17 protein-coding genes are annotated in these 19753 nt (G+C 73.2%); 10 read left to right on the forward strand and 7 right to left on the reverse strand.

Translation table 11 applies throughout. The features are described from left to right. Window positions 1-259 precede the first annotated feature (259 nt). From ACQEU8_RS26975 to ACQEU8_RS27020, 10 genes are read left to right on the forward strand one after another with little or no spacing between them, the layout of a single operon-like run. Entirely contained in the window at window positions 260-1279 is a 1020-nt protein-coding gene (locus tag ACQEU8_RS26975) for a LacI family DNA-binding transcriptional regulator (protein WP_433105504.1), read from the forward strand. Further along, on the forward strand, window positions 1276-2367 hold the full coding sequence (locus ACQEU8_RS26980; protein WP_433105506.1) for a carbohydrate ABC transporter permease: 1092 nt from the start codon (window positions 1276-1278) through the stop codon (window positions 2365-2367). The genes ACQEU8_RS26975 and ACQEU8_RS26980 overlap by 4 nt, the downstream gene beginning before the upstream one ends. After that, window positions 2364-3260 carry a carbohydrate ABC transporter permease gene (locus ACQEU8_RS26985; RefSeq protein WP_433105508.1) on the forward strand — a complete coding sequence of 299 codons (897 nt, stop codon included), beginning with the start codon at window positions 2364-2366 and terminating at the stop codon, window positions 3258-3260. Before ACQEU8_RS26980 ends, ACQEU8_RS26985 begins: the two co-directional genes overlap by 4 nt. Then, window positions 3260-4597 (forward strand): ABC transporter substrate-binding protein, encoded by a 1338-nt coding sequence (locus ACQEU8_RS26990; protein ID WP_433105510.1) that lies wholly within the window; start codon window positions 3260-3262, stop codon window positions 4595-4597. Before ACQEU8_RS26985 ends, ACQEU8_RS26990 begins: the two co-directional genes overlap by 1 nt. A 32-nt stretch (window positions 4598-4629) precedes the next feature. Continuing rightward, a complete protein-coding gene (locus ACQEU8_RS26995) occupies window positions 4630-5895 on the forward strand; it encodes an ADP-ribosylglycohydrolase family protein (protein ID WP_433105512.1) in 1266 nt (421 codons plus the stop codon). Then, window positions 5892-7133 carry an ADP-ribosylglycohydrolase family protein gene (locus ACQEU8_RS27000; RefSeq protein ID WP_433105514.1) on the forward strand — a complete coding sequence of 414 codons (1242 nt, stop codon included), beginning with the start codon at window positions 5892-5894 and terminating at the stop codon, window positions 7131-7133. Before ACQEU8_RS26995 ends, ACQEU8_RS27000 begins: the two co-directional genes overlap by 4 nt. Beyond that, window positions 7130-8305: an ADP-ribosylglycohydrolase family protein gene (locus ACQEU8_RS27005; protein ID WP_433105516.1), complete on the forward strand. Its 1176-nt coding sequence runs from the start codon at window positions 7130-7132 to the stop codon at window positions 8303-8305. Before ACQEU8_RS27000 ends, ACQEU8_RS27005 begins: the two co-directional genes overlap by 4 nt. Beyond that, window positions 8302-9753: an ADP-ribosylglycohydrolase family protein gene (locus tag ACQEU8_RS27010; protein ID WP_433105518.1), complete on the forward strand. Its 1452-nt coding sequence runs from the start codon at window positions 8302-8304 to the stop codon at window positions 9751-9753. The genes ACQEU8_RS27005 and ACQEU8_RS27010 overlap by 4 nt, the downstream gene beginning before the upstream one ends. Continuing rightward, window positions 9750-10958 carry a CaiB/BaiF CoA transferase family protein gene (locus tag ACQEU8_RS27015; RefSeq protein ID WP_433105520.1) on the forward strand — a complete coding sequence of 403 codons (1209 nt, stop codon included), beginning with the start codon at window positions 9750-9752 and terminating at the stop codon, window positions 10956-10958. Before ACQEU8_RS27010 ends, ACQEU8_RS27015 begins: the two co-directional genes overlap by 4 nt. Further along, window positions 10955-11839 (forward strand): HpcH/HpaI aldolase/citrate lyase family protein, encoded by an 885-nt coding sequence (locus tag ACQEU8_RS27020; RefSeq protein WP_433105522.1) that lies wholly within the window; start codon window positions 10955-10957, stop codon window positions 11837-11839. The genes ACQEU8_RS27015 and ACQEU8_RS27020 overlap by 4 nt, the downstream gene beginning before the upstream one ends. 8 nt (window positions 11840-11847) lie before the next feature. Here ACQEU8_RS27020 and ACQEU8_RS27025 read toward each other — a convergent pair whose 3' ends face one another. The 7 genes from ACQEU8_RS27025 to ACQEU8_RS27055 form a co-directional block, all read right to left on the reverse strand. Continuing rightward, entirely contained in the window at window positions 11848-12579 is a 732-nt protein-coding gene (locus tag ACQEU8_RS27025) for a VIT1/CCC1 transporter family protein (protein WP_433105524.1), read from the reverse strand. 103 nt (window positions 12580-12682) lie between these two features. Then, window positions 12683-13081, reverse strand: a complete 399-nt coding sequence (gene mnhG / locus ACQEU8_RS27030) for a monovalent cation/H(+) antiporter subunit G (RefSeq protein ID WP_433105526.1) — start codon at window positions 13079-13081, stop codon at window positions 12683-12685. Further along, the gene (locus ACQEU8_RS27035) at window positions 13078-13704 is read right to left on the reverse strand and encodes a monovalent cation/H+ antiporter complex subunit F (protein WP_433105528.1); all 627 of its coding nucleotides are present in this window, start codon (window positions 13702-13704) and stop codon (window positions 13078-13080) included. The genes mnhG and ACQEU8_RS27035 overlap by 4 nt, the downstream gene beginning before the upstream one ends. Further along, a complete protein-coding gene (locus ACQEU8_RS27040; RefSeq protein ID WP_433105530.1) occupies window positions 13695-14279 on the reverse strand; it encodes a Na+/H+ antiporter subunit E in 585 nt (194 codons plus the stop codon). Before ACQEU8_RS27040 ends, ACQEU8_RS27035 begins: the two co-directional genes overlap by 10 nt. Then, entirely contained in the window at window positions 14276-15982 is a 1707-nt protein-coding gene (locus tag ACQEU8_RS27045; RefSeq protein ID WP_433105532.1) for a Na+/H+ antiporter subunit D, read from the reverse strand. The genes ACQEU8_RS27040 and ACQEU8_RS27045 overlap by 4 nt, the downstream gene beginning before the upstream one ends. A 55-nt stretch (window positions 15983-16037) precedes the next feature. Then, on the reverse strand, window positions 16038-16670 hold the full coding sequence (locus ACQEU8_RS27050; protein ID WP_433105534.1) for a Na(+)/H(+) antiporter subunit C: 633 nt from the start codon (window positions 16668-16670) through the stop codon (window positions 16038-16040). Next, window positions 16667-19735 (reverse strand): Na+/H+ antiporter subunit A, encoded by a 3069-nt coding sequence (locus ACQEU8_RS27055; RefSeq protein WP_433105536.1) that lies wholly within the window; start codon window positions 19733-19735, stop codon window positions 16667-16669. Before ACQEU8_RS27055 ends, ACQEU8_RS27050 begins: the two co-directional genes overlap by 4 nt. Window positions 19736-19753 lie beyond the last annotated feature (18 nt).

Consider the following 19753-nt stretch of genomic DNA (forward strand, 5'->3'; position numbering starts at 1 on the left):
GGCACTTGGAGTGTTCGCAGGTGTCACTTCGTGCCCAGCCTAGGCACGTTACCGATCAGCATGAGGCCGTTCTCGACGATCGGTACCACTCTTTACGTCCGTATCCGTCCATGGTTGTTCGCTCAACTATCCGGTGTGCACGCCCCCTTGACGCGCCGAGCACCCGGCCGCACCATCTGTAAACGTTTTCAGTCGCTGTAGCGGTTACCTGTAAAGGCGTTCAGCCGACTGGCGGCCCACCATCGCGAAGGGGCGAGTGATGCCTGAGCGCGTACCACCGACCGTCGTGTCGATCGCGGAACGAGCGGGCGTCTCCATCGCCTCCGTCTCCCGGGTACTCAACGGCGTGGGAGCGCGGCCCGAGACCGTACGCCGGGTCGAACGCGCGGCGGCCGAACTGGGCTATGTGCCCAACGCCGTGGCCCAGTCCCTCAAGGGCGGCCGTACCAAGCAGCTGACGTTCGCCATGCAGGACATCGGCAACCCCGTCTACGTCGCGATGGTCCGCCAGATCCAGGCCGTCGCCCGGACCGCCGGCTACCGGCTGCTGCTGCACTCCACGGACGCCGTCCTGGAGGACGAACTGGCCGTCGTACGCAGCCTCGGGGACCGCACCAGTGACGGCCTGATCCTCTGCCCCATCCGCATCACTCCCGAGCACATCGAGGTGCTGAAGGCCGCGGCGGGCCCGGTGGTCGTCATCGGATCGCTGCCCGGCGACGTGCCGGTGGACGCGGTGGCGGCCGACTCCGTCACCGGTGCCCGGCTGGCCGTCACCCACCTCGCGGAGACGGGCAGACAGCGCATCGCCTTCCTCAACGGCCCGCTGGACACGGTGCCGGGACACAACCGCCGCCAGGGCTACCTCAAGGCGCTCGCGGACCACGGAATCGTGCCGGAGCCCGCGCTGGAGCGCGCCACCGCCTTCGGCCCGGCGGCCGGCCGCGCGGCGATGCTCGACCTGCTCGACTCCGGTGCGGCACCGGACGCCGTCTTCTGCGCCAACGACCAACTCGCGCTCGGCGCGGGGCAGGCCGCGCACGAGCGGGGGTTGCGGATACCTGAGGACGTGGCCCTCGTCGGTATGGACGACAGTGAGCTGGCCCGCGCCGGCTGGCCGCCGCTCACCAGCGTGGATCTGGGCTCCGAGGAACGGGGTCGGGCGGCGGCACGGATGCTGCTGGAGCGGCTCGCGGGTACGGCGACGGCGGCCCGCCGGGTAACCGCCGCTCCCCGCCTTGTCGTGCGCGGCTCCTCCGCACCGCGGTTCGGCTCATGAGCGGCGGTACCCGGCATGGGGCGCTGCGCTTGCCCACCCTGCGCCCCTGGCGCAGACTGCCCAAGCTTCGCAGCGCAGGGGAGACGCGCCCCGTAAGGGGCGCGGGGAACTGCGCGACCAGCCACAAAGTGCCCGCAGCCCGCAAACCCCAGACCGGGGCACCCCCTCCCCGAACCCCCGCGGCCCGCAAGCGGCTGCTCGGGCTCGACCATGGGGCCTGGTTTCTGTTGCTGCCCGCGTTGATACCGATCCTGGTGCTGAGCGTGGGGCCATTGCTGTACGCCGTCTCGCTGGCCTTCACCGACGCGCAGGCAGGCCGCACCGTGCGGACGGACTTCATCGGCGTCGACAACTTCGCGGACTTGCGGCTGGACTCGCTGTTCTGGGAGTCGTTCCGGATCGGCCTGGTGTGGGCGGTGTCGGTGACCGCGCTGCAACTGCTGCTGGCGCTCGGGCTCGCGCTGCTGCTCAATCAGAACCTGCGGTTCCGCTGGCTGGCCCGCACGCTCGCGCTCGTCCCGTGGGCGATGCCCGAGGTCGTCGTCGGCATCATGTGGCGGCTCGTCTACCACCAGGACGCGGGCATCCTCAACCGGACACTGCGCCAGCTGGGGCTGCTGTCAGGGGGCTCGGGCAACATCGACTGGCTGACGAACCTCTCGCTCGCGCTGCCCGCCGTCATCCTCGTCGGCGTCTGGGCAGGCATGCCGCAGACCACCGTGGTGCTGCTGGCCGGATTGCAGAACGTGCCCCACGAACTGACCGAGGCCGCACAGCTGGACGGCGCCGGGGTGTGGCGGCGGTTCGCCGCGGTGACCTGGCCCGCGCTCAAGCCGGTGGCTCTCGCCATCACCGCGCTCAACTTCATCTGGAACTTCAACTCCTTCGGCCTGGCCTATGTGCTCACCCAGGGCGGCCCCGGCGGGCAGACCCGGCTGCCGATGCTGTTCGCGTACGAAGAGGCGTTCACCTACGGACAGTTCGGCTACGCCGCCGCCATGGGCGTCGTGATGATGGCCGTCGTCGCCGTGTTCCTCACGGTATTCCTGCGCAAGCGGCTGAAGGGCTCGGAGGAGGGCACCGTATGAGCGCGCCGACCGGCACCCGAAGCCCGGCACCGCCCGCCCCGGCCCTGCCAGCGCGGCGGCGGGTACGGCGGATCGCGGGCCGTACTGGGCAGTACGCGGGGCTGCTGTGCTATCTCGTCTTCCTCGCCTTTCCGCTGGTGTGGCTCGTGTCCACGGCGTTCAAGTCGCCCGGCGAACTGGGGGAGATCGACCCGACGTGGCTCCCGCGGCACCCCACCCTGGAGAACTTCCGCTCCGCCTTCGAGGCGCAGCCACTGGCCCGCTCGGCGCTCAACAGCCTGATCGTGGCGGGCGGCGCGACCCTCGTCTCCGTCACGATCGCGGTGCCCGCCGCCTATGTGCTGGCCCGCCACCGCTCCAAGGTGAGCGGCGCGGCCAACGGCTGGGTGCTGGTCAGCCAGATGTTCCCGTTCGTGCTGGTGATCATCCCGCTGTTCCTCGTACTGAAGAACCTCCACCTGATCGACTCGGTGGGCGGGCTGGTGATCGTGTACGTCGTCTGGAATCTGCCGTTCTCGCTGTGGATGCTCCAGGGGTATGTACGCGCGGTGCCGGTGTCGCTGGAGGAGGCGGCGGCCGTGGACGGGGCGAGCAGGTGGCGCGTACTGCGCAGCGTCGTGCTGCCGGTGCTGGCGCCGGGGCTGGTGGCGACCTTGATGTTCTCCTTCGTCACCGCATGGAACGAGTTCTTCTTCGCGCTCGTGCTGCTCAAGTCCCCGGAGAACCAGACGATGTCCGTCATCCTCACCCGGTTCCTCGGCGCCGAGGGCGTCGCCGACCTGGGCCCGCTGGCCGCCGCCTCGGTGCTGGCGACCATTCCGAGCCTGCTGTTCTTCGCACTGCTCCAGCGGCGGCTCGTCGCCGGGATGCTGGCAGGGGCGGTGAAAGGCTGATGCGCCGCGTCACACTCCCGGGCCGTCGGGCCGCCGCGACCCTGCTGGCCTGCGTCCTGCTCGCCGCCTGCGGAGGCGGCGGCGAGGGTGACGAGGACGGCACCGTCACCCTCGACTACTACAGCCTGGCCTGGCAGAAGGAGTCCGTCGCGGCCAACAAGAAGCTGGTCGCGCAGTGGAACAGGACGCACAAGAAGGTCAAGATCCGCTACGTGCAAGGCACTTGGGAGACCGTCCACGACCAGCTGCTGACCTCGTTCGAGGGCGGCGAGGCACCCGACATCATCCACGACGACGCCAGCGACCTGACCGACTTCGCCTACGGCGGCTACCTCGCCGATCTGCGCCCGTATCTGCCCGAGGCCACCCGCACCGCCATCCCGCGGCAGAGCTGGGACTCCGTGACGATGAACGGCGGCCGCCTCTACGGTGTGCCGTTCCTCCAGGAGCCCAGGGTGATCATCGCCAACCGGAAGCTGCTGGAGCGCTCCGGGGTGCGCGTTCCCACTGCGGAGCAGCCGTGGACGTGGGGCGAGTTCGAGCGGGTCGCGAAGAAGCTGACCCGCGACAAGGACCGCAACGGCAAGCCCGAGCGGTACGGCACCGTGTGGACGATGAAGGAGCCGGTCAAGCAGACGGTCAACCTGGCGCTGTCCACCGGCGGGAAGGTCTTCACCAAGAAGCGGACGGACGACGGCATCAAGAACGCGGTCCGCTTCGAGGCGCGGGACGCGGCGATGAGCCGGCTCATCCGCCGCCAGGTCGACGAGGACCGTACGGCGCCCAGAAGCGGGCTCGGCATGGGCGGCTCCGACGCGCTGCCCGGCTTCTTCGCGGGGCGCTACGCGATGGCGCCGCTCAACTTCTCCTACCGGCAGCAGGTGCAGCAGCAGGCCCCGGACGGCTTCGAGTGGACCGTACTGCCGCTGCCCCGGGGTGAGCGCCCCGGGGAGAACGTGCAGGGTGTCGTCCCGCAGACCCTCTCGGTGGCGGAGGAGAGCCGGCACAAGCAGGCCGCCGCCGACTTCGTCGCGTATATGACCACGCCCGGGCGCCAGGCCGAACTCGCCAAGGGGGACTGGCTGTTGCCCACCGCAACGGAGGCGCTGCGGGATCCCGCCATCAACCGGCGGAAGGACGGCTGGCGGACGGGCGCGCAGATCGCCCGCACCCTGCGGCCGTCACCGACGCTGGGCGTGCGGGGCTACGCGGAGTGGTCCGACAAGGTCGCCACCCCCGCCTTCCAGCGCTACTACCACGGGGACACCGATCTGGAGACGCTGCGCGACTCCCTCGTCGACGACGGCAATCTCATACTCGACCGCTACCAGCGCTAGGGCACGCACAGCACGCACAGAAAGAGCACCGCATGAGCGCCGAGCACTCGGCCGCAGCACCGACCGCGCCACCGCCCTCCCACCCCTCGCTCCCACCCGTCCCGGTCCCCGCACCCATGGCTCCCCCGTCGCTCGCCCCCTCCCCCGCCGACCGCGCCCGGGGCGCCATGGTCGGGCTCGCCGTCGGTGACGCCCTCGGGGCCCCGGCCGAGAACATGAAACCCTCACAGATCCGTGAACGCTGGGGCCGGATCGAGGGGTTCGTCTGCGAGGACCCGGCCGGTACGGACGACACCGAGTACGCCATCTTCTCCGGGCTGTTACTGGCCGAGCACGGCTCGGCCCTCACGGTCGCGCATGTGGAGGCCGCCTGGCACCGCTGGATCGCCGACCTGGAGGGCGACGGGGCGGGCTCCTTCCGGGGCGCGGGCTTCAGCGAACGCGGCACGCTGGAGAATCTGCGCCGGGGCCTGGCAGCGCCCATCTCCGCACAGCACCGGCACGCCTGGAGCGACGGACTGGCCATGCGTGCCGCGCCGTTCGGTGTCTTCGCCGCGGGCCGGCCGGCCGAGGCGGCGCGGCTGGTCTCCATCGACGGCACCGTCAGCCACGAGGGCGAGGGCATCTACGGCGGGCAGGCCGTGGCGGCAGGGGTGGCCGCCGCGATGGTGAGCGACAGCCCGCACGCCGTTGTGCAGGCCGCGCTGTCGGTCATCCCCGAGAACGCGTGGACCTCACGCTCCCTCCAGCGCGCCGTCTCGGCGGCGCGGCGGGCACCGCTGCGGCCCGACGCCACCCGGCTGAGCGTCGAGCGGGCCGTACGCTCGTCCGTCGTCATCGGCGGCTATCCGTGGACGGACCTCGCGCCGGAGGCCGTCGGGCTGGCGTTCGGCGCGTTCACCGCCGCGCGCGGGGACTTCACCGGCTCGGTGCTCACCGCCGTCAACATGGGCCGCGACGCCGACACCACGGCTGCCGTCGCGGGGGCGCTGGCGGGTGCGCTCCGCGGCGAGCCGGCCATCCCAGCGCAGTGGGCCGCCGCGATCCGCCCCGCACGCGGCAGTTGTCTGCCCGCCATGGCCGGGCGGCACGTCCGCGACATCGCCGACCGACTGGCTCCGGTCCACGACGCACCGGCGCCCCGCCCAGGCACACCGGGGACGCGGCCAGGCACACCGGGGACGCGGCCAGGCACACCGGCCCCCCGCCCAGGCGCACCGGCGCCGCGCCGTGAGCCGCTGGCGCCGGTCCGCGACACGCGGGATGCCGCGTACCACGACGCCCGGGACGCCTCGTGAGCTGCGCGACGGCCGCCCCGCGCCCCACCCCCTCGCCCGGCGGTGACGGCGCCGCCCGGATCGAGGGGCTGCTGCTGGGGCTGGCCGCCGGGGACGCGGCGGGCTGGCCCTCCGGGCGGCACCGGGCTGCGCGGCTGCCGGACTGGACGCGCAGACTGACCCGCGAACTCGACACGTTCGCCGAGCAGAACGCCACCACGACACTGCCGGTGCCCATCGCGCTCAACCAGCCGCCCGAACCGCTGCGGCTGGGCCCGTCCGACGACGCCGAGTGGGCCGCCTTCACCGCGCACGCGATCCTGTCGGCCGACGCGGCGGGGCACAGCGACCTCACCCTCGACCAGCGGGTGCGCACGGCGCTGACGCTGGCGTGGAACGCGCTGGCCGACGAGGTCGCGGCTGCCGCCGAACGCGCCGAGGAGATCGAGTCGGCGCAGATACCGCTGCGCGCCCGGATCTCCGTACGCGCGGGCCTGGGCAACCTCGCCGCCGGGCTGCGGCCGCCGGCCACCGGGCACGACAACCCGCACTACTTCGACGACGCCGCCTGCGTACGCGCCGCCGTACTGGCCGTCGTCCACCCCGGTGACCCGGCGTCGGCGGCGGCGCTCGCGGAGTTCGACGCCCGCTACTCGCAGGACGACGACGGGGTGCACGGCGCCCGCGCGATGGCCGCGGCCGTCGCGGTCGCACTGGCGGGCGGCGACACCGGCGCCTGTGTGCAGGCAGCGCTCGGCCAGTTGCCCGAGGGCACCGAGATCCGCCGCAACGCGCTGCACGCCGTGCGGCTGGCGCGCTGTGCGCTGCGGGAGAGCGCCTCGGGGTCGGGCAGCGCGTTCGCGCTCGTCCCCGTGCTGGAGCACGAGATCGTCGACCACGTCTACAGCTACGGCATCGCCGCCGCCGAGACCGTGCCCGTCGCGCTCGCCGTGGCGACCGCCGCGCGGGGCTCGCTCAGCGCCGCCGTACCCGCCGCCGCCTGTCTGTCCCGGGTGGCCGACTCGGCACCCGCGCTGACCGGGGCGCTGGCGGGCGCGCTCGGCGGCTCCGGATCGCTGCCCGTCTCCTGGCGGGAGAGCTGCCGGGAGCTGTCCGGCTGCGCGCTGCCGCAGTTCGCCGGCACCGATCTGGTGGCGACCGCGCGGCGGCTGGCCGCACACCATCTGCTCACGCCACCGACGGACGCACCACCGACCACTGCCCGGACCCTCGCCCCGGAAGGACCCCCGGAATCATGAGTTCCTCCCCCGCACCGGACCGCGCCCTGCCCGCACTGGAGGACCGCAGCGTGGGCTGCCTGGTCGGCGCCGCAGTCGGCGACGCACTGGGCGGCCCGGTCGAAGGCTGGACCCCCGAAGCCATCGCCGAACGGCACGGCGGCCGGGTCAGGGGCATCGTCGAGCCGTTCCACAAGGACCAGTGGCGTACGGCCCGGCCCATCGCGCCGTACCACAAGGGCGACGGGCACGTCACCGACGACACCCTGATGACCCACGCCCTGGTCCGCGTCTACGAGACGGTCCGCGACCATCTGGACGCGTACGCCGTCGCCGACCATCTGGTGCCAGAACTCATCGGCACCCCCCGCTGGATCCCCGAACTGGAAGCGGAGGCCCTGCTGTTGCAGCGGGTCTTCCTCGCCGAGAAGTGGCTGGTGGCCCGGCTGCACTACGGGCATGTCGACCCGCGCGAGGCGGGGACCGGCAACATCGTCAACTGCGGCGCCGCGATGTACATGGCGCCGGTCGGCATCGTCAACGCGGGCAACCCGGACGCCGCCTACGCGGAGGCGCTGGATGTGGCGGGCGCCCACCAGTCCTCGTACGGGCGGGAGGCGGCCGGGGTGTTCGCCGCCGCCGTGGCCGCAGCGCACCGGCCGGGCGCCACGCCGGGCTCGGTCGTCGAGGAGACACTACGGCTCGCCAAGGACGGTACCCGCGCCGCCATCGCGGCCGTCTGTGAGACGGCCGCGCGGTACGACGACTGGGAGGCGGCGCTGGCCCCGCTGCGGGAGGCCGTCGCGCCCTTCGACACCGTAGGACCCGACTACCGCAGCCCCTCGCTGGGCGCCCGCCGTCCCTCCCGGCTGCACGCCATCGAGGAGCTGCCGATAGCGCTGGGCATGCTGCTGGTCGGCGCCGGTGACTACCGCGCCACCGTGCTCGGCTCCGTCAACTACGGGCGGGACTGCGACTCCATCGCCTCGATGGCCGGAGCCCTCGCCGGTGCCCTGCACGGCGAACGGGCCGTCCCGGCCGACTGGAGCGAACAGGTCGCCGCCGCAAGCAAATTGGACCTCCACACCCCGGCCGTGTCCCTGGCCGCCGTCACCCGCGAAATCTTCACCCGCGACCTCGCCCGCCGCCGCGCCCACGAAGCCGCGTTCGCCGCGCTGGGAGGGCCACGATGACCAACGGCATGCCCGGCGCCCCCGGCGCATCCATGTTGCGGCTCACCTGGGTGCAGCCCGAGGATCTGGTCGGGCACGAGTTGCGGCAGGCGGCCGAGGACGGGCGGGATGCTTCGGGCGTCGAGCGGCGGTGGCTGGCGGCGGGAGGGCGGGCGGCGCCGGAGCGGGCCGGTGCGTCGGAGGGCCCGGCCGATCCGCGACTGCGGTCGCTCGCCGAGGAGTTGCTGGACGAGCTGGCTCAGCTGGCGGTGCCGTCGGCCGGGCAGGAGCCGACCGGTCTGGAGGCGATCCGTGCCGCCTGCCCGGACTGGCCGGCCGCGCGGCACGAGGTGCGGCCCGGACTGGAAGAGCGGCTGCACGCCGCCTGGTTGGGCCGCGCCGCCGGGTGCGTACTGGGAAAGCCCGTGGAGAAGGTGCCGCTGGAGGGGATCCGGGCGCTCGCCCGGGCCACCGGTAACTGGCCGCTGACCACCTGGTTCACCGCGCGCGGCCTCGATCCCGAGACCGCCGCCGCGCACCCCTGGAACCGCCGCTCCGCCGCGACCTCGCTCGCCGAGAACCTCGACGGGGCGCCCGAGGACGACGACCTCAACTATCCGCTGCTCGGCATCCTGCTACTGGAGCGGTACGGCCGCGGGTTCGGCACCGCCGACGTGGCGCGGCTGTGGCTGGACGAGCTGCCCGCAGGCCGTACGTTCACCGCGGAGCGGGTGGCCTACCGCAATCTGCTGGCGGGGGTGGAGCCGCCGCGTACGGGCGCGTACCGCAACCCGTTCCGCGAGTGGATCGGCGCCCAGATCCGGGCCGACATCTTCGGCTGGACGCACCCGGGCGACCCGGCGGCAGCGGCTGAGGCCGCGTGGCGGGACGCGGTGCTCACCCACACCGCCAACGGCGTCTACGGTGCGATGTTCGTCGCGGCGGCGCTGGCCCGCGCGGCGGGCGGCGGCGGGGACGTGGACGCGGAGACCTGCCTGGCGGCGGGGCTGTCCGTCGTACCGCCCGCCTCCCGGTACGCGACCGCTGTCCGTACCGGCATCGCCGCCGCCCGGGCAGCCAGGGACGACAGCGTGGCGGGGTTCGAGGCGGTGGTCGACGGGCTGCACGAGGCGTACGGCAGCCACCACTGGGTCCATGTACTGCCCAACGCGGCGCTGCTGGCCGCAGCGGTGGCCCATGCGCGCGGCGACTTCGACGGGGCCGTCCGCCGGGTGGTGTCGGGCGGTTGGGACACCGACTCCAACGGGGCGACGGCCGGTTCCCTCACCGGCCTGCTGGCGGGCTCCCCCGCCACCCTCCCCGACCGCTGGACGGACCCGCTGCACAACCGGCTGGCGACGAGCGTGGGCGCCATGGACGGCGTCGGCTTCGACACGCTGGCCTCCCGTACGGCTGCGCTGGCATCCCCTACGACCGTGCCGACCAGCGAAGGGAGCACAACCCCATGACTGACGGGCCCTCAACCGACGCCCCGCTCACCGGACTCCGCGTCCTCGACCTCGCCACCCTCTTCGCGGGCCCGCTCGCGGCCACCATGCTCGGTGACTTCGGCGCCGAGGTCATCAAGGTCGAGCACCCGCACAAGCCCGACCCGTCCCGGGGGCACGGACCCAGCAAGGACGGGGTCGGCCTGTGGTGGAAGCTGCTGGGCCGCAACAAGAAGACGATCACCCTGGACCTCTCCTCTCCCGACGGCCGCGACGTACTGCTGAAGCTCGCCGCGAAGGCCGATGTCGTCGTGGAGAACTTCCGCCCCGGCACCCTGGAGCGGTGGGGGCTGGGCTGGGAGGAGCTGTCCGGGGCCAATCCGCGGCTCGTGCTGGCCCGGGTGACCGGCTTCGGCCAGCTCGGCCCGTACGCGCGCCGCCCCGGATTCGGCACCCTCGCCGAGGCGATGAGCGGCTTCGCGGCGCTCACCGGCGAGCCGGACGGGCCGCCGACGCTGCCCCCGTTCGGCCTCGCCGACTCGATCGCCGCGCTGTCCACCGCGTACGCCGTCATGACGGCGCTGGCCGGGCGGAACCGCACCGGGCGGGGCCAGATGGTGGACATGGCGATCATCGAGCCGATGCTGACCGTGCTGGGCCCGCAACCCCTCTGGTACGACCAGCTCGGCTACCTCCAGCCGCGCACCGGCAACCGGTCGGCCAACAACGCGCCGCGCAACACTTACCGCACGGCGGACGGCCGTTGGGTCGCCGTCTCCACATCCGCCCAGTCCATAGCCGAGCGCGTGCTGCGGCTGGTGGGGCATCCGGAGTTCCTGGCCGAGCCGTGGTTCGCGACCGGCGCGGGCCGCGCCGCGCACGCGGCGGAGCTGGACGAGGCGGTCGGGGATTGGATAGCCCGCCACGGCCACGACGAGGTGCTCCGCGCCTTCGAGGAGGCGCAGGCCGCCATCGCGCCCGTCTACGACGTCCGCGACGTACTGGCCGACGAGCAGTTCCGCGCCCTCGGTTCGATCGCCGAGGTCGAGGACGACGAACTCGGCACGGTGCGGATGCAGAACGTCCTCTTCCGGCTGTCCGAGACCCCAGGCGGGATCCGCTGGGCGGGCCGCCGGCACGGCGCCGACACCGACGAGGTGCTCTCGGGCCTCGGCCTGACGAAAGAGGAGATCGACAAGCTGCGGGAGGGAGGTGTGGTGCGGTGAGGACCTCAACGGCCGCACCGGCCCCGCGGGCAACCGGACCGGCCGCTCCGGAGACCTGGCTGACCTGGCTCTACGTTCCCGGGGACCGGCCCGATGTGGTCGCCAAGGCACTGCGTTCGGGCACCGACGTGGTGCTGGTCGACCTGGAGGACGCCGTCGCCCCCGAGCGCAAGGCGTATGCGCGTGCCGCCACCGCCGAGCTGCTGTCCGACGACGCGCCCGGCCCGGTGCCCGTCCATGTACGGGTCAACGACCTGGACGGCCCGCTCGCCGAGGACGACATCCGCACCCTGGCGCCGCTGCCCGGGCTCGCCGGTCTGCGGCTGCCGAAGGTGACGGGCACGGCCTCGCTGCGGCGCGTCGCCGGCTGGGTACCGAGGGGGAACGTGCCACCGCTGTACGCCCTGCTGGAGTCCGCGCTCGGAGTCGAGCACGCCTTCGAGATCGCGACCGGGCACCACGCGGTACGCGGTATCGCACTGGGCGAGGCCGATCTGCGCGCCGACCTGGGCATGACGTCCGGCACCGGCGGCGGACTGGAGTACGCGCGGGGGCGGGCGGTGGTCGCGGCGCGGGCCGCCGGGCTGCCACCACCGCCGCAGTCGGTGTACCCGGATGTACGGGACGTCGAGGGCCTGGCCCTCGACTGCGCGGAGGGGCGGGCGCGCGGGTTCCTCGGCCGGACGGCCATCCATCCGCGGCAGCTCCCGGTGATCGAGGAGGCGTACCGGCCCAGCGCGGAGGAGGTTGCCGCCGCGGAGGAGATCGTGGCGGCCGCCGGCCCGGACGCGGGGGCGCTGGCGCTGCCGGACGGCCGGTTCGTCGACGCGGCCGTCGTCGCGGGGGCCCGCCGCACGCTGTCGCTGGCCCGCCGCCACTGATCCGTCCGCTATCCGACCGCGACCCCGAACAGGGCGCCCAGCCCGTAGGTGACCGCCGCGGCCGCTGCGCCGAGGCCAAGCTGGCGCGCTCCGCTGAACCACCAGCTCCGCGCGGTGACCCGAGCGACGACCGCCCCGCACACGAACAGTCCCATCAGCGCGAGCAGCACAGCGGGCCACAGCGCGGTGGTCCCGAAGAGGTACGGCAGCACGGGCAGTACGGCGCCCAGTGCGAACGAGAAGAACGAGGAGACGGCCGCGACGGTGGGTGAGGGCAGGTCGGCGGGGTCGATGCCCAGCTCTTCCCTGGCGTGTATCTCCAGCGCCTGCTCCGGGTCGCGGTGCAGCTGCCGCGCGACCTTCATGGCCAGGTCGGCGTCGACGCCGCGTGACTCGTACAGCGCTGCCAGTTCCCTGACCTCCTCGCGCGGGCTGCGCCGCAGCTCACGGCGTTCGATCTCCAGCTCGGCCTGGACGAGTTCACGCTGCGAGGCGACGGAGGTGTACTCGCCGGCGGCCATCGAGAAGGCGCCGGCCGCCAGACCGGCGAGACCGGCGATCACGATGGTCTGGGAGGAGGCGGCGCTGCCCGCCACGCCGGTCATCAGACCGAGGTTGGAGACCAGCCCGTCCATCGCGCCGAACACGGCGGGCCGCAACCAGCCGCCGTTGACGTCGCGGTGGGTGTGGTTGTCGCGGTGTGCGACGTGGGTCGGGTCGGTGACTCCGGCTAGGGACATGGCCGGTACGGCTCCTTCGCTTCGAACAGTGGGCGCAGATGTGCGTCCACTGTTCGAAGCGTAGACACCAATCCCCGTACGCTGCCAGCAAGCAAGGCCGAACTTACCCCTCTGACCTGGGGTTTTCCTCAGGGCCCTGGCGATCTTGGGCGGCGGCCTCCGTGCGCAGCGCTTCCGCCAGTTCGTCGCGGACCACGGCATCCCGGTCCAGCCGGCCGGTCCGGTAGGCGGCCCGGCCCACCATGTGCGCGGCCACCGGTGAGGTCAGCAACTGGAAGAGGCCGACGAGCAGCAGGGTGCACAGGTCGATGGGGCTGCGCAGCCACAGTCCGGCGCCGATCAGCACGAGCAGCAGGCCGAGGGACTGCGGCTTGGTCGCGGCGTGCATCCGGGCGAGGACGTCCGGCAGCCGCAGCAGCCCGATCCCGGCCAGCAGACACAGCAGGGCGCCCGTCAGCATGCAGACGGCACCCGCCACATCGGCCACGGCGATCCAGCTCATCGCGGCTCCTCCTCTCCGGTGCCGTCCTCGCCGGTACCTTCCTCGCCGGTGCCCTCACTCTCGTCCACGTCCTCGGTCCCGGCCTCGTCCCGCAGCGCCATGAAACGGGCGACGCCGACCGAGCCGGTGAAGCCGAGAAAGGAGAGGACGAGGAGAACAGGCAGATAGAAGGGGTTGCCCCCGACCGCCGACTGGAGGGCGATACCGGCCATCACCACCGCGACCAGCGCGTCGAGGGCGACGGCACGGTCCAGCGTCGAAGGCCCTCGCACCAGCCGCAGGGTGACCATCAGCCCGGCGGCCAGCAACAGCCCCGCGATCACCGCGGAGGCCAGCTCGTAGACCGCCGCGTGGGGAGCCGCGGCCAGTTGGGCGTACGGCGCGTGGGGAGCCGGCGCCAGCTGGGAGTACGCCGCGTCGGGAGCCGCCGCCAGCTGGGAGTACGCCGCGTCGGGAGCCGCCGCCAGCTGGGAGTACGCCGCATCGGGTGCCGCCGCCAGTTGGGCGTACGGCGCGTCAGGAGCCGCCGTCAGCTGGGAGAGCGCGTCAGGAGCCGCCGTCAACTGGGCGTACGCCGCATCGGTTGCCACCGTCACCCCAAGCGGCGCCGCTGTCACCGCCACCGGCCGAACACCTCCTCGGCGGCCTCGGAGGCGCGGATCGCGGTGACGTCGGCGGCGGTGCCGAAGGCCTCCACGACCCGGGTCTCCAGGCGCAGCGCGTCCCGCCGGGCGCGGGCCAGATCCTCCTCCCGTTCGCCGCCGAGCACATGCAGATAGAGGGTGCCCGACCGGCGGTCGACCTCCAGGACGGTGCTGCCCGGTACGGCGGTGACCGCGACGGCCGTGACGGTCAGCATCAGGTCGCCGGGGCAGCGCATCTTCACCGCGAGTACGGCGCAGCGCGGGCGCCCGGGCCCGAGGATGTAGCGGTTGATCCGCCAGCTGGAGACAGCCATGTCCAACCCGAAGGTGATGACGAACCGCACGATGCCGAGCGGATGCAGCCGGGCCTGCTTCTCGATGGGCGGCAGCGGGAACACGAGCACCACCAGCAGCGCGACCAGCACCCCGGTCCCGATGTTGGCCGGGGTCGGGGTGCCCCACAACAACAGCCACAGCAGAGTGAGGCCGAGGACCATGGGCCACTGGGTGGCACGCAGCCGACTGGCCTCGCGGAGCCGCTGAGGGGCCGTCATCCGGACATCACCGCCTCCACATAGGGGGTGCGCGCCAGCAGTTCGTCGGCCGCGCGGTCGGTCAGTGCGAACAGCGGCCCGGCGAGCACGGTGAAGCCCAGCCCGAAAAGCACGAGGGCCGTGGTGGCGCCCGCCATGCTGACGGGGAGTGAGCTGCTGGTGGTGATCTCCTGGCCGCCGAAGGTGGCCGTCCCCCGCCGTGGCGCCAGCACCGTGAGTCCCCCGGTGGGCCAGTCGCCGACACCGCCCGCCGGCGTTCCCCCGCCGCCGGCGGCCGAGGGTTCCCCTTCCCGGCCGCCCTCGCGGGGAGCGCCGTCCTCGGGGGTGTCCTCCTCCGTCGATTCCAGCACCGTGCCCGCCTCGCACATCTCGGGTGCGGGGGCGCGCCAGAACGCCACGTTCCACGCCTTGGCCAGCGCGTACAGGGTGAGGAGGCTGGTGACGGTGCCGCCGCCCACCAGTACGTAGGCGAGGGCCCCGCCGTCGTCGACCCCGGCCCGCAGCAGCCCGAACTTGCCGAGGAAGCCGGAGAGCGGCGGGATCCCGGCGAGGTTCAGGGCGGGGACGAAGAACAGCACGGCCAGCAGCGGGGAGAGCCGCGCCAGGCCACCGAGGCTCTGGAGGTCGGTCGTCCCGCTGCGCCGCTCGACCAGCCCGGCGACGAGGAAGAGCGTGGTCTGCACGGTGATGTGGTGGGCGACGTAGAACACCGCACCGGAGATACCGCTGGGGCTGCCCAGCCCGATCCCGAAGATCATGTATCCCATGTGGCTGATGAGGGTGAAGGACAGCAGCCGCTTCAGGTCGGTCTGCGCGACGGCACCGAGGATCCCCACGAGCAGCGACAGCAGCGCGAGGACCAGCAGGACGGTGCCGATACCGGGCCCCGGGAACAGCAGCGTCTGGGTGCGGAGCATGGCGTAGATGCCGACCTTGGTCAGCAGCCCCGCGAAGACGGCCGTCACCGGTGCCGGGGCCGTGGGATAGGAGTCGGGCAGCCAGGCGGCCAGCGGGAAGACGGCCGCCTTGATGGCGAAGACGCCGAGCAGGGCGATCTGGATGACCATGCCCACGCTGTCCGGCAACGCGTCGAGCCGGGCGGGCAGTGGGGCCATGGTGACGGTCCCGGCCGCCGCGTACACCATGGCGACGGCGGCCAGGAACAGCATGGACGACAGCAGCGAGACGATCGCGTACGTGGCGCCCGCGCGGATCCGCGCCAGGGTGCCGCCGATCGTCATCAGCACGTAACTCGCGGTCAGCATCAGCTCGAAGCCGACGTAGAGGTTGAACAGGTCCCCGGCCAGGAAGGTGTCCGAGACCCCGGCCACCAGCACCAGGTACGAGGGGTGGAAGACGGACATCGGGGTGGTGTCGTCGTTGTCCGCCATGCCCTGGCCCACGGAGTAGACCAGCACGGACAGCGTCACGGACGAGGAGATCACCAGCATCAGCGCGGAGAGCCGGTCGGCGACCAGCACGATCCCCACCGGCGGCGCCCATCCCCCGGCGAACATCACCTGCGGCCCGTGCCGGTCCGCTGCGATAAGCAGCAGCAGCGAGACGACGAGCACGGCCAGCAGCACGGCAGCACTGATGAAGCGCTGCACGCGTTCCAGTCGCGCGCCGATCGCCAGTTTCAACCCCGCCGCACAGAGGGGCAGGATCACCGGCAGGGGCACCAGCCCCGCGGCCCCGCTCATCGCCGCCCTCCCCACGCGGGCCAAGAAGTTCGCGGCGGACACAAGGTGCTCGGCGTCATCGGTCCGCGCCCAGGATGGTCTGCCATGGGTCGTCCTCCCCTACGATCTCCTCCGCGGTCTCCTCGGCCCGCGCCTGCCGGGCGCGGAAGGCCCGGGCGTCGGCGCGGGCGCGGCGGCGCAGCCGGCGGTACCGGTCGCGGGCCGTGCCCAGCCGCTCGTAGGCGGTGAGCTCCCGCGCCTCGCGCTCCTCCTCGCCGCGTGCCAGGGCCCGGTATTCGAGGCGCCGCTTGCGGTACGCGGTGCGGAGCCGTTCGCGCTCCTCGGCGTAGGTGGCGCGGCGGACGACGCGGATGTCCTCGATGTCGTCGGGTACGTCGTCGCTGCCGGAGTGCTGCCAGGAGCGGTAGGCCATGGTCGCCAGGAACGCCGTCAACGCGAGGGTGATGACGATGGCGGTGAGGATGAACGCCTGCGGCAGCGGGTCGGCCATCCGCTCCCGTGCCGAACCCGGGTAGAGCAGCGCGGCCTCGCCGTCCGGCCCTGAGGTGGCGAGCACCAGGATGTTGACGCCGTTTCCGATGAGCACGGCGCCCAGCAGGATGCGGGTCAGCGGCCGGGCCAGCAGCAGCGCCGTACCGGCGGCGAACAGCACCCCGCCGCAGCACACCAGGGCGACCGTTCCCGTCATGCCGACCGGCCCTCCCCCGCGGCGGGCGAGCCCGCACCGCCGCGTTCGCGCTCCAGACGGCGGTCGATCTCCGAGCCGAGGCTGCGCAGCACATCGAGGACGACGCCGAGCACGAGCAGATAGACGCCGGCGTCGAAGAGCACGGGGCTGGCCGCGTGGAAGTGCCCGACGAGCCAGAATTCGCCGGTCACCTTGCCGGCGGCCAGCACGCTGCCGCCCAGCCAGAGCCCCACGAGTCCGGTACCGGTGATGATCAGCAGGCCCAGCCCGAGCAGAAAGCCCGCGTCCACGGGTGCGGCCGCCGCCAACTCCAGGCGGCCGCCCGCCAGATAGCGCACGGCCAGCGCCAGCCCGGCCACCAGGCCCGCGGTGAAGCCGCCGCCCGGCTGGTTCTCGGCGGAGAAGAGCAGGTACAGGGAGAGCACCAGGATCGGGTGGAAGACCAGCCGGGCCATCACCTCGAACATCACCGAGCGCCCCTCGGGGGCGAGCGTGGAGCTGGCCGCCAGCCAGGTGCGGCGCGGTGCGACGGGCGAGCCGTGCGGCGGGCGGGCCCCGGGCCGTACGGGCAGCTTCCAGGCGTCCCGGCGCCCGGCGGGGAGGCGGTGTGCCCCGGTTTCCGCGACCTCGCCGGGCCGGGCCAGGGCGACGCTCGCCGAGCCGGGTGCGGCGGCGGGCCCCGCTTCCGGTCCCGCGACGGGCGCCGTCGGCGGAGGGCCGCCGGGCTCCTCCGCCCTCGGCACCGGCTGGGCGACAGGCACCCGGGTGCGGCGGCGCAGATAGACGAGGCTGGTGACACCGATGGCGGCGACGGCGAGCACCGCGGACTCGCCCATGGTGTCCCAGGCGCGCAGGTCGACCAGGGTGGTGGCCACCACGTTGCGGACGCCCTCGTGCGCCGTCGCGGAGAGCAGCTCGGGCCCCGAGGGCGGGGCGGTGCGGGCCGCGAGCGAAATCTGGACGAGCCCGGCGATCAGCCCGCCCGCGGCGACGGAGAAGACCAGCTGCACACTTCGCCGCGTCCGCCACATCCGGCTGCCGTCCGGGAAACGCGCCGGCAGCCTGCGCAGTACGAGGACGAAGACGGTCAGCGAGACGGTCTCCACGGCGAACTGCGTCAACGCCAGGTCGGGCGCGCCGTGCAGTACGTAGAGGAGTCCGGCGCCGTATCCGGTGATGCCGGCGAGGACGGCGGCCTTGAGCCGCTGCTGTGTCACCACGCACAGCACCCCGACCCCCGCCACCCCGGCCGCGACGACCAGCTGGGGGATCGAGTCGTACCAGCGTGGGGCGCCCAGTTCCGTCCAGGGCCGGCCCGCCACCAGCTGCGCCGTCTCGAAGCCGAACAGTACGACGAGGGCCGTACCCAGGTAGACGGGCAGCGAGCCGCGCTGCACGGCGCCGGTGACCTGGAGCGAGAGCCGCTCCAGCGCCCACAGCGAGCGGGCGAACGCCTGGTCGCCGTCGATCTGCGAGAGCCGCTCGCCGAGTGCGCCGAGCGGCCGTTGGGCGAGGAAGACCGCGGCGCCCAGCGCCCAGGAGAGGGCCGCGAGGGCCAGCGCGAGGCCCCAGCCGTGCCACAGCGCCAGGTGGTAGGGCGCGCCCACGGTGGGGAACGCGTCGGCGTACCGGCCCAGCAGCGGGTCGAGCCACACCACACCCGGGCCCAGCACCAGCCCGGCCAGCACACACACCAGCGGCGGCCCCAGCAGCAGCGCTCCGGCGCGGGCACCCTCCGGGCAGGTCACCGGGTTCAGCGGCGGGGCTCCGCCCTTGCGGGCGAAGGCTCCCCACAGGAAGCGCAGCGTGTACGCCGTGGTCAGCGCCGAGCCCGCGACCACGGCAACCAGCGTCCACGCCTCGGCCGTCCCGGCGTCCAGCAGCGCCGCGACGGCCGCCTCCTTGGCGGCGAACCCGAGCAGCGGAGGCACCCCCGCCATCGACAGCCCGGCGAGTACGGCGACACCGCACAGCGCGGGCAGCGCCCGGCCGACGCCGGAGAGCCGTTCCAGGTCACGTGAGCCGGTGAGGTGGTCGATGATGCCGACGACGAGGAAGAGCGGCGCCTTGAACAGCGCGTGTGCCAACAGCACATCGGCCCCGGCCAGCGCCGCGTCCCGGGTTCCGTCGCCGACCAGCACGGTGAGGAAGCCGAGCTGGCTGACCGTACCGAAGGCCAGCAGCAGCTTCAGGTCCGTCTCACGCAGCGCCCGCCAGCCGCCCAGCAGCATCGTGACGCTGCCCAGCACGAGCACCAGCGTCCGCCACGGCGCCACCTCGGCGAAGCCGGGCGCGAGCCGCGCGATCAGATAGACCCCGGCCTTGACCATGGCCGCGGCGTGCAGATACGCGGAAACCGGTGTGGCCGCGGCCATCGCCCCCGGCAGCCAGAAGCTGAACGGCCATACGGCGGACTTGGACAGCGCCCCCACCAGCACCAGCACCAGACCGCCCGCCACCAGCGCCCCGCCGCCGGGCGGATCGGCGAGCAGCTGCGAGATCCGGTAGGTGTGGCCGGCCCGCCCCAGCATCAGGAAGCCGACGAGCATCACCAGCCCGCCGAGCGTGGTGACCAGCAGCGCCTGCAGCGCGGCACGCCGGTTGGTGCGGTGCTCCGAGCTGTGCCCGATGAGCAGGAACGAGAAGACCGTGGTGAGTTCCCACAGCACATACAGCACGATCAGGTCGTCGGCCAGGACCAGCCCGAGCATGGCCCCGGCGAACGCGGTCAGCGATCCGGCGAAGGCCCCGAGCCGTGGTTCGCCGCGGTCGAAGTAGGCCGCGCAGTAGACCATCACCAGGGCGCCGATGCCGCCGGCGATCAGCACCATCACCAGCGCGAGCGCGTCACACCGCAGCGCGATCCCGACACCGAGCGCCGGGATCCAGTCGGCGTGCTCGGTGACGGCTCCGCCGTCTGCGACCTGGGCGTAGTGTGCCGCCGCCCATCCGGCGGCGCCGGCCGGCACCGCCGCGAGCAGCAGGAACGCGCGCGGACCGAGCCACCGCACCAGTGGCCCGGCGCAGCACGCTGCCGCGAAGTGGGCGACGATCAACCACAGCACGCACCGAGAATTGCATAC

This window comes from Streptomyces sp. CA-250714 (assembly GCF_050936705.1).
Classification (GTDB): domain Bacteria; phylum Actinomycetota; class Actinomycetes; order Streptomycetales; family Streptomycetaceae; genus Streptomyces.